Source organism: Methylomusa anaerophila, assembly GCF_003966895.1.
Classification (GTDB): Bacteria; Bacillota; Negativicutes; order Sporomusales; family Sporomusaceae; genus Methylomusa; species Methylomusa anaerophila.
The window spans coordinates 1,087,355-1,100,713 of the sequence record NZ_AP018449.1; the positions used below are offsets into that span (position 1 = coordinate 1,087,355).

The 13,359-nt window shown below is 51.7% G+C and carries 11 protein-coding genes; 4 read left to right on the forward strand and 7 right to left on the reverse strand.

Going from position 1 to position 13,359, the window contains the following annotated elements; translation table 11 throughout:
• Positions 1-20 precede the first annotated feature (20 nt).
• From MAMMFC1_RS04855 to MAMMFC1_RS04870, 4 genes are all read right to left on the reverse strand, one after another.
• Positions 21-1,454 carry an aminotransferase class I/II-fold pyridoxal phosphate-dependent enzyme gene (locus MAMMFC1_RS04855; protein ID WP_232035784.1) on the reverse strand — a complete coding sequence of 478 codons (1,434 nt, stop codon included), beginning with the start codon at positions 1,452-1,454 and terminating at the stop codon, positions 21-23.
• Positions 1,455-1,739: 285 nt separating this feature from the next.
• Positions 1,740-2,354 (reverse strand): ATP-dependent Clp endopeptidase proteolytic subunit ClpP, encoded by a 615-nt coding sequence (gene clpP, locus MAMMFC1_RS04860; protein ID WP_126306964.1) that lies wholly within the window; start codon positions 2,352-2,354, stop codon positions 1,740-1,742.
• Between the two features lie 67 nt (positions 2,355-2,421).
• Positions 2,422-2,973 carry a nitroreductase family protein gene (locus MAMMFC1_RS04865; RefSeq protein WP_126306966.1) on the reverse strand — a complete coding sequence of 184 codons (552 nt, stop codon included), beginning with the start codon at positions 2,971-2,973 and terminating at the stop codon, positions 2,422-2,424.
• Between the two features lie 15 nt (positions 2,974-2,988).
• Positions 2,989-4,131, reverse strand: coding sequence for a sensor histidine kinase (locus MAMMFC1_RS04870; RefSeq protein WP_126306968.1), 1,143 nt, complete (start codon positions 4,129-4,131; stop codon positions 2,989-2,991).
• Positions 4,132-4,415: 284 nt separating this feature from the next.
• On the opposite strand from MAMMFC1_RS04870, the gene MAMMFC1_RS04875 reads away from it, so the two are divergent.
• From MAMMFC1_RS04875 to MAMMFC1_RS22245, 4 genes are read left to right on the forward strand one after another with little or no spacing between them, the layout of a single operon-like run.
• Positions 4,416-6,296 (forward strand): spore germination protein, encoded by a 1,881-nt coding sequence (locus tag MAMMFC1_RS04875; protein WP_126306970.1) that lies wholly within the window; start codon positions 4,416-4,418, stop codon positions 6,294-6,296.
• Complete coding sequence (locus tag MAMMFC1_RS04880) at positions 6,293-7,399, forward strand: GerAB/ArcD/ProY family transporter (RefSeq protein ID WP_126306972.1); 1,107 nt, start codon at positions 6,293-6,295, stop codon at positions 7,397-7,399. The genes MAMMFC1_RS04875 and MAMMFC1_RS04880 overlap by 4 nt, the downstream gene beginning before the upstream one ends.
• Positions 7,384-8,664 (forward strand): Ger(x)C family spore germination protein, encoded by a 1,281-nt coding sequence (locus MAMMFC1_RS04885; RefSeq protein WP_126306974.1) that lies wholly within the window; start codon positions 7,384-7,386, stop codon positions 8,662-8,664. Before MAMMFC1_RS04880 ends, MAMMFC1_RS04885 begins: the two co-directional genes overlap by 16 nt.
• Before the next feature lie 15 nt (positions 8,665-8,679).
• A complete protein-coding gene (locus tag MAMMFC1_RS22245) occupies positions 8,680-8,844 on the forward strand; it encodes a hypothetical protein (RefSeq protein ID WP_232035671.1) in 165 nt (54 codons plus the stop codon).
• 18 nt (positions 8,845-8,862) lie between these two features.
• Here the strand turns inward: MAMMFC1_RS22245 and corA are convergent, their stop codons facing one another.
• The 3 genes from corA to MAMMFC1_RS04900 all read right to left on the reverse strand — a co-directional run bounded on the left by corA (position 8,863) and on the right by MAMMFC1_RS04900 (position 13,348).
• A complete protein-coding gene (gene corA, locus MAMMFC1_RS04890; RefSeq protein WP_126306976.1) occupies positions 8,863-9,942 on the reverse strand; it encodes a magnesium/cobalt transporter CorA in 1,080 nt (359 codons plus the stop codon).
• Positions 9,943-10,167: 225 nt separating this feature from the next.
• Positions 10,168-11,331: a type III PLP-dependent enzyme gene (locus MAMMFC1_RS04895; protein ID WP_232035672.1), complete on the reverse strand. Its 1,164-nt coding sequence runs from the start codon at positions 11,329-11,331 to the stop codon at positions 10,168-10,170.
• A gap of 328 nt (positions 11,332-11,659) precedes the next feature.
• Entirely contained in the window at positions 11,660-13,348 is a 1,689-nt protein-coding gene (locus tag MAMMFC1_RS04900; protein WP_126306980.1) for a methyl-accepting chemotaxis protein, read from the reverse strand.
• Positions 13,349-13,359 lie beyond the last annotated feature (11 nt).

A 13,359-nucleotide genomic window follows, 5' to 3' on the forward strand; every position in this document is an offset into this window, starting at 1 on the left:
TGAGCGTTTTCAACCAGCCTCTAATCGACAACCTTAATTGTTTTCAGTAGATAATCCTCAGGTCCTGAGATGTGAAGGCCTGCGGCTTGCAACCGGTGGCAATAATCAATAATCTCCTGGGTAATAAGTTCCCCCGGACAAAGCACCGGGATACCCGGAGGATAAAAGGTGACTATCTCCGCGCATATTTTACCCTCGGAGTCTTCAAAAGGCACCATGACGGTATTGCCGAATAGCGCGTCCCGGGGTGAAATCACCTGTTCCGGTGAAGCAGGATAGGTGTCATGGGTATAAATGTCCGTAATACCGGAGAAGTCCCGTGTACCATGGCTGGTTACCGCCATATCCCGCAGGGCCGCCACCATTTTGACCGCATCTTCCTTGCTGTCCCCTAGAGTGATAAGGAACAATATATTATACATATCGGATAATTCTACCTGTACCTTGTACTGGTGACGGAGAATCCGCTCCGCCTCAGCGCCTTTTAGACCCAAACCCTTGACCGTAACCGTCACTTTCGTCGGGTCAAGGCGATCCACTCCCGGATTTCCCAGCTTTTCCTCCCCGAAGCAATATAGTCCCGGAATGCCGTTAATCTCCTGCCGGGCCCAGTTGGCCAAGTCGACGGCCTTTTCCACCAGTTCCCGTCCCTGGGTAGCCATTTGCATTCTGGCCACATCCAAAGAGGCCATCAGAATATAGTTGGGGCTTGTAGACTGGACAAGCTGCAGCATGGCCTTAAGCCGGGGCACCCGGATCCGGCCCTTGCGGCAATGCACCAGGGAACACTGGGTCAGGGCGCCAATAATTTTATGGGTACTTTGGGCCACGATATCCGCACCGGCGTCAAGAGCCTGAACAGGCAACCGGTCCGAAAACTTAAGATGCGGACCATGAGCTTCATCCACTACTACCGGAATGCCGTGTTCGTGAACAATATCCACAATTTGCTTGAGATCAGTGGCAACTCCATAATATGTAGGGTTAATTACCAAGACACCTTTGGCGTCAGGGTGCTGCTTTAAAGCCTTGGCCACCGTCGCCGGCGTCACCCCCATTGCCAATCCAAGTTCATAATCCACCTCAGGCTGTATAAAAACAGGTATGGCGCCGCTTAAGATAATACCGCCAATAATGGACCGGTGGGCATTTCTCGGTACGATCACCTTTTCGCCGGGACCGGCAATGGTCAATATCATGGCATAGATACCGCCGGTGGTCCCGTTAACCACAAAATAGCTATAGTCCGCACCATACAAATCGGCCGCCAGGTCTTGTGCGGCCTTTATCGGACCATGAGGTTCATGCAAATCATCCAGCTCGGCCATTAACGCCAGGTCAAGCGCCATAGCATTTTTCCCCATAATATTGCCTAATGCCGGGTGCATGCCTTTACCCTGCTTATGTCCTGGTGTATGAAAAGGAATGACTCCTTCCGTAACGTAGTTGTTCATTGCCGCCAAAAGCGGCGTCTTGGTCTGGTCAAGCACAGGTATTGATCACTTCCTAAAATTTTGTTTAATGCCAAAAAACGCTACTCATTCATTGTAGCATACCCCTCCCCAGGGTACAATAAACTGATCTAAGAAAACTGAAGGCATCCCGGGCCATTGTGAATTGTGAATTGTGAATTGTGAATTGTGAAAAAAATTCCGGCGTCGCTCACATAATACATGAGCAACACCGGAAATGCCTTTTGACAGTCGCAAGTCTAACCCGCCCCTCAAACCGATGATTAATTACGAATTGCCGCCAGGAATATTGGCTTTCACAGCCCGGCGGTCAATAATTCCATCCACCAGACCGTATTCTTTGGCCTGTAATCCGGACATGAAATAATCGCGTTCGGTGTCTTGACTGATTCGCTCCAGCGGCTGTCCGGTATGTTTCACCAGAATATCATTGAGAATCTCACGTAACCGGAGAATCTCCTTGGCTTGAATTTGAATATCGGTGGCCTGCCCCTGGGCCCCGCCCAACGGTTGGTGAATCATTATGCGTGAGTTGGGCAAAGACAGCCGTTTACCGGCTGCTCCGGCCGCCAGGAGCACTGCTCCCATACTGGCGGCTTGGCCGATGCATATGGTGGAAACGTCAGGTTTAATGTACTGAATTGTGTCGTAAATGGCGAGACCGGCAGTAACAACCCCGCCTGGGCTGTTAATATAAAAGTGGATATCCTTATCGGGATCCTCAGATTCCAGGAAAAGAAGCTGAGCGATAACAAGGTTGGCAACCGTGTCGTCAATAGGACCGCCCAAAAAAATTATCCGGTCTTTTAAAAGTCGGGAATAAATGTCATAAGCCCGTTCTCCACGGCTGGACTGCTCTACTACAATAGGTACAAAATTCAATGTTTTTCCCTCCCTGATTTACAGTATTTACACCAACTACTGAGCGCGTAAAAATATGGCCCGCCGGCTAATCAATATAGACGAATACGTTTCGGTTTCTCTCGGCAGCGACAGGGTTAACTTGTTCTTGCTTGTATCCCAGACATACGGCATAGTAAGGCTCATAGCCTTCAGGGATTTGCAGCCGGACGAGAATTCGGCCGTCGCCAAAGGCATGAGCAATCAGCCCGACCCATAAGGAACCGATGTTGAGGCTTTCGGCCGCCAACAGCATGTTCTGAATAGCGGCACAACAGTCGGCCAGAGGCGAATTGGCGCCTTTACGGCCGGAGATCACTATCACGGTAGGAGCATTATACAATATGTGTCTTTTTTTCTTCCCCAGCTTGGCAATCCAGTCCACTTGACTGGTGGCCATGACCTCTTTGGCTTTGCTACTCAGTTCATCAATAAAGCTATCGTTTTGGATAACGGAGAAAAACCAGGGTTGTTCATTGTGACCGGAAGGAGCATAAATTGCCGCATCCAGTATTGCTTTAAGTTCTGCGTCTTTTATCTGGTCCGGCCTGAACTTCCGGATACTTCGCCGCCTTTTGATTATCTTGATTACTTCATTCATGAACACAAACCTTCCTTATATCGGAACATTTACCGTTATCTTCGTTCCACTTCCATTTTTTGACTGAATAGAAATCTCGCCCTGCAAGAGGTTAATTCTCTCCCGCATCCCCATCAGACCAAAGCTTTCTCCACCGATGTTTTCGGAGTTGTCAAACCCTTGTCCGTCATCTTCCACAATCGCAATAACATTTGACCGCACGAACTCGATCCGCACCCGTACCGTACCGGCTTTAGAATGTTTCTCCACATTATGGAGAGCTTCCTGAATGATACGGAACAGTCCAATCTCAATATGGCTATCCAGCCGTTTATCTTCCCCCATGACAATCAGTTCAGGAAAGATGCCGCTGCGTTCCTTTATCATATCCAGCACCTTGCGAATGGTGGGTATCAGCCCTAAATCATCAAGGGTCATCGGCCTTAAGTCGAATATAATCTTACGGGTTTCCTGCAAAGCAATGCGTACTTGTCCCCGTAGATCCTTGAGTTCGTCTTTTGCTCTGGCAATATCAGCGTCAATTAGCTTTTCACATACTTCGGCCCGGAAAACAATATTGGCCATCGCTTGCGCGGGACCGTCGTGGATTTCTCGCGCCACCCGGCGACGTTCCTCTTCCTGGGCCCGAATAATATTGGCGCCAAAAATCTGGCTGGCTTTGAGCGATTCGATCTCGGTTACCACGCTACCCATTTGGTTGCCCAGATAACCCAGCACGGCGCCTACCTGGGATACCAGATTTTCCGCCTTTTCCACTGTCTGCTTAAGGACCTTGAGGCGAATCTCCAAGTCATCCCGCTGGTGACGCAGGGTCTGCTCCTGCAGCTTGGCCATAGCCAGCTCCAGTTGCACGTTGCTGGTATCCTCATAAGCGGCTTTAATATCAACTTCATTGTATTCATGGAAGTTGCGGCTCACTTCCATCAGGCGCAGGCGAGACCGACGTTCCCGTTTTCCCAGCGCATCCACGCGGGAAATAATATCTGTCGTCTCTTTTTTGATCCGTTCTACATCTCGCTTTACATTTTCCATTTCACCACGGGCGGCTTCATAAATGTCGAAAATCTGTGACTTACTTTTTTCTACCACGCCAATCGTATGCTTAACAATTTTATCAAGAACGTTTATGTCTAAATTTTTCGCTCTACCTTCCCCCATTTTCCTACCTCAAATTGACTTGATTAAATTTCATTAAATAAATTTGAATAATTGTTCTCTTTTCAATTGCTTTTGCTTTTTAATAATAGTAATACGCTACTTATTGCTCTAATCCCTGCATGTCTCGTCTACAAACAGAAAAGCGCCGGGAAATCGATGGATAATGGGTGCGAAAAACGAAGGAAGACAGACCACTAGTGGTCTGTAAACCCATTTCGGGACTGATATGAATAGATATTGCACATACTATCAGCAGCCCTTTCGTTGTGAGGTAACAAGAGACTATGAATAATATTTTTACCAAAAACTACCATGCACTCAAAAAACTGATAATATACAAGCCGCCGGCCAATCCGCCGCAGTTCACACTGGCTGAAGATGAAGAGTCCCGGGCCGCGGAATCCAAAGCGCAGTTGCCCCAAGACAATCTGCACCTCATCGCCGCTGAGCACGACTCCCTGCTTCGCTATGCCCGCCGCCTGGCCGACGCTTTGGCGAAAATAAAGGAGTGCCTGGCCCAGCCGCTTGCGCCGGAAAAGATTGCCGCCCTCAAGATGGAAATAGCGGCGCTTGAAAATCAGCAGATGTCCTTGTCGCCAATTGTCATGAGATATAACCTTGCCCAAAACCCGCTGGACCAAGCTGTCAGCACCAGCCTGGAGGAAAACAGGCTGGCTTTGAAGCGCCTGTACAACGTGCCGGCAAACAAGGACCTGATCATCCGCAGTATAACCATTCCCGCTGAGCCTCCCGTCACCGCCACCTTAGTCTTTGTTGAAGGGCTTAGCGACAAAAAAATAATAAACCTGGCCGTCCTCCAGCCTCTCCTGCTGCTGGGAAATGTTGAGCGGCGGCTGTACGACGGCCAATTGGCAACCCGGCTGATCACCGAATACCTGCCCGGCAATCAGGTCAGAGTGGCTACTACTCTGCGGGATGTGGTTGAGAGTCTCAATCTCGGCGATACCGCCATCTTTCTCGACGGGGTGGACGAAGCTGTCCTGGTTGAAACCAAAGGCCAGGAGCACCGCAACATCGACCGCCCGCTGATGGAGCAGACGGTGCAAGGCGGCCAGTCGGCCTTTACGGAGACGTTACGGGTAAACACCGGCTTAGTGCGGTCCCTATTGCGGACGAACGACCTGACTACCGAGATTTTCACCATCGGCCACCGCAGCAATACCCTCTGCGCTGTCATGTACCTGAAATCAGTGGCTAATCCGGTCCTGGTACGGGAGGTAAAGCGTCGCCTTAGCGGTCTCAAGGTGGATGCTATTACCGATTCCGGCACCTTACTGCATCATATCATCGACCACCCGGGAAATCCGTACCCCCAGGCCCTGCGCACCGAACGGCCGGACCGGGTAGCCGCCGCCCTTGCCGAAGGGCGACTGGCCATAATGCTGGATGGCTCGCCCTTTGTCCTGATAACGCCGGTCAGCCTGTTCACCTTGTTTCATACCGGCGAAGACTTCTCCGTTTACTGGGTTGCTGCCAGTTTCAGCCGGGTCCTCAGATTTTTAGGGGCATTCCTTACATTACTGATGCCGGCCCTCTACATAGCGATCAGCTACTTCCATGAGGAAGCGCTGCCCACCAGCCTGATCATCGCCATCGCCGGCGCCCGGGAGCGGGTGCCTTTCCCGTCCATCCTGGAAATAGCCATGATGGAGTTCTCTTTTGAACTGTTGCGGGAAGCCGGCGTAAGAATTCCCGGCATGTTGGGCTCCACCATCGGCATCGTCGGCGCCATTATTCTCGGGCAGGCGGCGGTAGCCGCCGGTATCGTCAGCCCCATTACCGTAGTCATCATTGCCGTCACCGGCCTGGCCTCCTTCGGCATTCCGGACTACAGCCTCTCCCACGCCATCCGTCTAACCCGCTTTGCTTTTGAAGTTCTGGCAGCCACATTCGGACTGGTAGGGGTGGCCAGCGGCTTACTGGCGCTGACGGTGGTGCTCACCAGCATGAAATCGCTGGGAGTGCCCTATATGTCGCCAGTGGCGCCAAAGTCCACCGCCGGCTACGATATTGTGTTGCGCGGCCCCCTTAACTCCCAGGAACTGCGGCCCGACGAACTTAACCCCCTGGACAGGCAGCGCCAGGCCAGCGTGGGCGTACAGTGGCCGGCAGAACAACCTGCCGGCGGGGAGGATGAATCATGAGTTACCAACCGGGGCGCCTCGGCCTGGCTGAAGGAATAGCGCTGGTCTTCGCCACCACTTTGGCGCCCATTTTCCTGACTATCTTTCCGGCCAGCGTAGATGCGGCAGGCCCCGCTGCCTGGATGCGTCCTGTCATCAGCTTTATCGAGTTTCTTGTTATCTTGTATCTACTGCTGTATGTACTCAAAAACACTACCGGCGATCTATATGCCGCCTGCCAGCAGTTGCTCGGCACTACCCTGACCCGGCTTGTCGCCCTGTATTACACCAGCCTGTATTTTCTCGACGCCGGCCTGCTGCTCCGCCAGTTTGCCGAAAACACCCTCCTCACCGCTCTGCCGCGGCTGGAATTTGAAGTGGCTATCGGCCTGTACGCCATAATGGCTGTCTTTCTCCTCTATTTCGGCTTGGAGGCAATGGCGCGGACGTGTTATATCATTCTGCCTTTTGCTGTCGCCGGTCTGTTAGCTATCATGGCTCTGGCCGCGCCCCGTTACGAATTCTTCCACCTTACTCCCTGGGTTGGGCCAGGACTGGGGCAGGTATTTATCTGGGGAGTGCAGGCCGGCGGCATCAATCTCGGCGCTCTGCTGCCCTTCCTGATTGCCGCCAGCTTCCAGAATGCGCCCACCATCCGGAACGCCGTTCTATACGGGCTGGGACTCAGTACCCTTATGCGAACGCTGGCCTTCATCGCTTACACCACTGCTTTCGGGGTGTCTGTCGGCCGGGAGAAAGTCCTGCCCTTTTTCGATCTGGCCCGGCTGGTGTATATCAATCGCTTCCTCCAGCGCATCGAAGCCTTCTTCATCATCCTTTGGACAGCCATGGGCATGCTTAATGTGGCTATCGATATCTACGCCGGTCTCTATCTCCTTTGCCGCCTGTTCAACCTGCCTTCCCTCCGGCCCTTCATCCTGCCGACCACCCTGATCATCGCCGAGCTGGCCATGCTGCCCCACGAAATCACCGGCGTCCTCACCTTCTACAACCAGGCAATTTTCAGCTTTTATAACCTCGGCACAATAGTGATTCCGCTGATGCTATTTATCGCTGCCGTTTACCGGGCAAAAAGGGGGCGGGAAAAATGCCGATCCGTTTAGTATTGACGGCGCTGTTCCTCTCTGTCACGCTGTTGATAACCGGCTGCTTTGGCGGCAAGGAGACCGACGATGTCGCCTACGTCCTGGTCATCGGCATCGACGCCAACGATGACGGCAATCTGAAAATAACCTACCAGATCGCTAATCCCAAAGGGGGCGGCGCCGCGAGCGGCGGGGAGGGTGGCAGCGCCACCGGCATGGGCGAGAAAGGCGGCGGCAGCCAGTCGTGGATAATTAACACCATTACCGCGCCTACCCCGGCCGAAACCCGTATGCTGCTTAATTCTTCCATGTCCCGTTTCCCCAACGTCGGCCATACCTCGGCCATTATCATCGGGGAAAGCATGGCCCGCAACGGTATCGGCTACCTCCTTTCCTTCTTTGTCCGCAACCGTGAATTCCGCGAAACCACCCTCCTGATTGTCGTGGCAGGAACAGCCGAAGACTTTATCCGGCACACCAAGCCCTCCATGGATGCCACCATCACCAAATTCTACGAAACCTTTACGACGTCTCTTGCCGAAAGCAGCTTTTCTTTCCGCACCGATTTGCACCAATTTTACACCCGGCTGAAAAATCAGGGCGGTTCGCCTTTTATAATGTACAGCGGCACCAACCCCAAGACCGGCGAAGACCGGCCGGCCGAGTCCAAGACACCCCAGCAGAAAGGAGAAGCCTATTTGCCGGGGGGCATTCCGCGCACCGGCACTGAGAGTTCTGCCGAATTTCTGGGTCTGGCCCTCTTCCGGGGCGACAAGATGGTTGGTGTGCTCAACAGCGACCAAACCCGGGCTGTGGCCATCCTGCAGGGAAATTTCTTCCGGGGCATAATCGGCGTCGTCGACCCCCTGGATGCTAAAGAGTCCGTAAGTCTCGTTATCCGTAACGGCGGCAAGCCCCGGATAACCGCCGACTTCAGCGGCAGGGCGCCGGTATTCACCGCCAGCGTGCCGATTGAAGCCGAGATACTGGGCATCACCTCCGGCATCAACTACGAGGCCGACTCCTACCGGGAATTGCTGGAGAGCCAGGTTTCCCAAATGCTTACCGGGCAAATCAGAAGCATGGTAAAGCACACCCAGGAACTGGGCAGCGATCCGGTGGGGTTCGGCATGCACCTGCGTCCGAAATTTCCCAACTACGACGCTTTGAAGCAGGCAGATCTGACAACACTGTATCAGGCGGCCGATATCCAAATAAGTGTCACAACCAAAATCCGCCGCACCGGCCTAATTTGGCGGACATCACCTGCACAACAAAATTAACGGAAGGGTGTTCATATGATTCGTATCATCTTCCTCGTCGCCGGCATTGTCGCCGGCATCCATGTCTATACCTACGGCCGCTGGCTGAAACAGCAGGGCAATATCCCCGGAGCCATCCTGGCCTTCATCTTCGCCGCTCTTGCCGCAGTCCTGCCGGCTTGGGACATGCTCACACAATGAAACAGCGGCTAAATCCCATCAAAGCCAGCCGCGGCGGTAAAAGTACCTTATCATATAAAGGCTGATCCCCAGCATGACTACCCACACCAAATAATAACCATATTCCCATTGGAGTTCCGGCATATTTACAAAATTCATGCCATACACCCCGGCGATGAAGGTTAGCGGAATAAAAATGGTGGATATAATGGTCAGCATTTTCATTATTTCACTCATCCGGTTGCTGATGCTCGACAAGTAAATATCCAGCATGCCGGAAAGCATATCCCGGTAGATCTCCACCGTCTCCAAGACCTGGATGGTATGGTCATAGACATCCCGCATATAAATATGGGTACTGTCTTGAATCAATGCCGCTTCCTCCCGGTCCAGCGAGCCGATTACTTCCCGCAGCGGCCACACTGCCCGGCGGATGGTCAGCATTTCATGTTTCAAATCATAAATACGCCGCAAAAGCTCAGGTCCGGGGGAATTTACGATTATTTCCTCCATTTCTTCTATGTTGTCTCCTATATGCTCCAAGACCACATAATAGTGGTCAACCACCGTATCCATCAGGGCGTATAACAAGTAGTCCGGACCGAAACGCCGGAGCCTCCCCCGCCCGCCGTCAATCCTTTCTTTGATGGAATTAAATATATCCGGTTGTTCCGGACCTGTTTCCTGAAAGGAAATGAGGAGATCTTTCCCGAGAATCAAACTAATTTGCGCGGACTGTAATACCCCCTGAGCGGTTACCCCGGTCAGGGATTGGAGAACAACGTACAGGTAATCACCATAGTCTTCCAGCTTGGGCCGCTGGTTGGTATTTACAATATCTTCCAATACGAGTGGATGAATGCAAAATACTTGCCCAATTTGTTCAATCATCTTCACATTACTAAGACCGTCGACTTTAATCCATTTTATTAAACCGCTGTCTGAATTCTTGATGCTTTCCAGATCTTTTACGGTGTGAATTGGGTAGTCTTTTACCTGATCTGCCGAGTACTCAATAACATGGATATGTACTTGTTCCGACCGGGTGTCACCGACATAGAGCATCGTCCCCGGCGGCAGCCCTACTTTTCGCGCTAACGGCTTTCTATTTCCGGCCATTTATCCAGCCTCCTTAAAGATTGCACATTAGGAATGAATTTTGGAATTTCTTAAGTGAACTCGTTTAGCTTCTGCTAAACTTCGGGGCTTCGGTGGGGGACTCTACCCCCACCGAAGTTTGGAAGTGGTAACACCCACTTATAGAAGTGGGTGTCTTCGAAATTGGATAAAAAGATGCTATTAAAGCAATAATTCGCTTTAATAGCATCTTTCCCTCCGACGCAATTATCCGGCAGTTGCCAATTCCAGTTTTGGTTTGATTGCTTCATATACCTCTTCCCACACTACTATGGGCGTTTTGGCAAAGCCGTTAAACTCAGTGGCGGATGCCGAAGTATAGGCCCCGCAGTTGGGCACCAGAATGAGGTCGTCGATATCTAGCGGCACTGTAAGTTTTTCCTTAAACATAATATCCAAAGAGTCGCAGCTTGGTCCGGCAAAAGTAGCCGACACCCGTTTTCCCGTCTTAAAGGTTTCCAGTTCATAGTCCCAGTGGTCAAATATCACCCCGGAGAAAGAGCCGTACAAGCCGTCATCCAGAAAGTACCATTGCTGATTATTGCGCAGCTTGGTCCCAATTACCCGCGTAATCAAATTTACAGCTGTGCCGCAAATATACCGGCCGGGCTCAGCCCAGATTTCTGTTGCGGGGAAGTATTCCTTAAAAGCAGCGTTGATAGCGTCAGCCATCGCCGCAACATCAGGCTTTTCGGTTCGGGTAGGCATGGGGAAACCGCCGCCGATGTCGAGAACGCTAAGATTCATTCCCGCTGCCGCCGCTTCCTTAAACAACTTGCGGCAAATCTTGAGAGCATTGAGATAAGCGCCCACATCGGTAGATTGACTGCCTACATGAAAACACAGCCCGACAACATTAAGGCCGGCAGCATGAGCCTTGTGCAAAAGGGCTAGAGCCTCGGCAGGATAGGCGCCGAATTTCTTATTCAGGTCAACCAAAGCCTTAGGATTATCCACCCGAATCCGGAGAAGGGCATTGCCGCCGGGAACAGCTGCTGCCATTTTGGCGATCTCGCTTTCGCTGTCAAAAGTAAATTTGTTGACCCCAACTTGGCCGGCCACTTTGAGACCGTTGGGAGTCTTAACGGGGTTGGCATAAACCATCCGCTCCGGCGCAATGCCAATGCGGCTCAGCAACCGCATTTCGCCGTCGGAGGCAACGTCAAAATACCCGCCTAAAGCGGCCAGTTTCCGAATAATCCGTTCATCAGGGTTGGCTTTAACCGCGTAGTATATTTTCGCCCCTGGCAAATGTTCCAGCAGCAGGTTATAGTTTCGTTCAATTTGCTCCAACGACACGACGAGCAGCGGTGTACCGTAGCAATCGGCCAGAGCCGCAACGGCTTCCTGGGATAATCTAAAATAATTCACCACAAGTCACCCCTTTCCCAAACATGATATGATTTTATCATAACTGTCACAAAGTGCAAGAAAATTTTTGTTAAATAACCATTAGCGTCTGTTTCCAGATACTTAATTATTGTTCACTGACGCCCGCCATTTTCATGCATAAGAAAAAAGGCCCCCTGAACGCCATCTATATATGCCGCATTAAAGAGTAACATCCGGGTATTAGGATAAGCTGAGGTTAAGCGACAGCGTCGAAGCGTTCCTAATACCCGGATATCATTTCAATTCTTTAATGCGCTCCATATATGCGGTTCAAGGGGGGGTTATCCTAGATTTATTCCAGTTTATTCTAGAAGCGGAAATTCCCAATTGCATTTTTTAGTTCTTCGGACATTTGGTGCAGCGTTTGACTGGATGAAGCGATTTGCTGCATGGAAGCCGACTGTTCCTGGGCAGCGGCGGAAATTGTTTGCGTGCCGACCGCCGTCCTCCCGGCCGCCTGTTTCACACTTTCCACCGCAACCAGGACACTGTCGCCGGAAGCCGACAGTTGTTCGGCCGCCGCGCTAATCTCCTGGATTTGGCGGTTGAGTTCCTGCACCAGATTGATAATGTGTTTAAATTGTTCTCCGGTGGATGCAATTACTTCCGTGCCCCGGGCTACATCCTGAGTTCCCTGGGTCATCACAGCCGCCGCGTCCCCTGACTCCTGCCGGATTTCCGCAACAATGCGGCCTATCTGTTCGGCGGCTTGCCTGGACTCTTCCGCCAGTTTACGGACTTCATCGGCGACCACGGCAAAACCCCGGCCCTGTTCGCCGGCCCGCGCCGCTTCTATCGCCGCATTTAAAGCCAACAGGTTGGTCTGTCCGGCAATGCCGCTGATAACACCTACGATCTCACCGATTTGACGGGAACTGTTTCCTAACTTTTCCACCACTTGCGCCGAATGCGCAACCGAACGATTGATGGCTTGCATTTGGGCCGTGGCTTCATTGCCGGCCAGTTCTCCCTCAGACGCCGCTTTGGCCGCCTCCTCCGACTTAAAAGACACCTGCCCGGCATTATCAGCAATGTGCCGCACGGCAGTTGTCATCTCCCGCACAGCGTTGACCGCTTCCTCCACTGCCGCCACTTGACGGGCAGTACCTGCGGCCACTTCCGCCACCGTCTCGGCTACCTGCACCGCTGCTTGCGCCGAATTGCCGGCGCCTGAAGTCAGTTCTTGCGCCGAACCGGCTACCTGGTCCGATGCGCCGGCAACCTGGGTAACCAGTTTTTTCAGGTTCTCCGCCATACGGCTGAAAGCTTTGGTAAGATCGCTGATTTCATCATTGCCATGGTAGCTGATACTTTTAAATCTGAGCCCGCCGTCGGCGATTTCATCCGCCGCCGCAACAGCTTCGGCCAGCGGCCGGGATAGCCTGCGTTCAAAGAAAACGGCTATTCCCACTACAATTACGAAAATAATTATATTGAGTAAAACAATTACTTTATTGGTATTTCCCACTGCCAAATCGTTTTCCTGCATCCGTTTGCGCATTTGATCATTAAGGAAATTAGCGTAATGATAAATCTGATTGTCGACAGCCGCCAGACTCTGCTGCTCTTCAGCCAGAACTTGCATCGCCGCCTCCAAACCTTTTTCGCCGCGGACGGCAATTACCCGGTCCATGGTACTGTAAAAGGAATTGACCACCTGTTTTAAATCGGCAAACTGTTTTTTCTCTTCTTCACCGGTCAGTTTTTGCTCCAGGCCGGCCAATTTGGCATTCATATTTTGCCGGGATATAATATAAGATTGCACATAACTGGGGTTAACTGCTATGAGATAGCTCCGCATCTGAGCGTTTTGTGTCTTAAGTTCGGCATTAATATCTTTGATGTCAAATACCAACGGCACATCCACCGAAATAATGGACTGGTAATTTTTTTCCACCGCTTGCATTTTGAAATGGGTATAAATGCTGATACCGGAAAACATTAAGGCCACCAATATGCAAATGGCAATGATCTGGCGGCCGATTGTAAAGCGCAATCCCTTACCCT

Bases quoted from the DNA above. Each gene is read 5' to 3' on its own strand.
- MAMMFC1_RS04855 (WP_232035784.1), bottom strand. From the start codon at position 1,454: ATGAACAACTACGTTACGGAAGGAGTCATTCCTTTTCATACACCAGGA.
- MAMMFC1_RS04865 (WP_126306966.1), bottom strand. From the start codon at position 2,973: ATGAATGAAGTAATCAAGATAATCAAAAGGCGGCGAAGTATCCGGAAG.
- MAMMFC1_RS04870 (WP_126306968.1), bottom strand. From the start codon at position 4,131: ATGGGGGAAGGTAGAGCGAAAAATTTAGACATAAACGTTCTTGATAAA.
- MAMMFC1_RS04875 (WP_126306970.1), top strand. From the start codon at position 4,416: ATGAATAATATTTTTACCAAAAACTACCATGCACTCAAAAAACTGATA.
- MAMMFC1_RS04880 (WP_126306972.1), top strand. From the start codon at position 6,293: ATGAGTTACCAACCGGGGCGCCTCGGCCTGGCTGAAGGAATAGCGCTG.
- MAMMFC1_RS04885 (WP_126306974.1), top strand. From the start codon at position 7,384: ATGCCGATCCGTTTAGTATTGACGGCGCTGTTCCTCTCTGTCACGCTG.
- MAMMFC1_RS22245 (WP_232035671.1), top strand. From the start codon at position 8,680: ATGATTCGTATCATCTTCCTCGTCGCCGGCATTGTCGCCGGCATCCAT.
- corA (WP_126306976.1), bottom strand. From the start codon at position 9,942: ATGGCCGGAAATAGAAAGCCGTTAGCGCGAAAAGTAGGGCTGCCGCCG.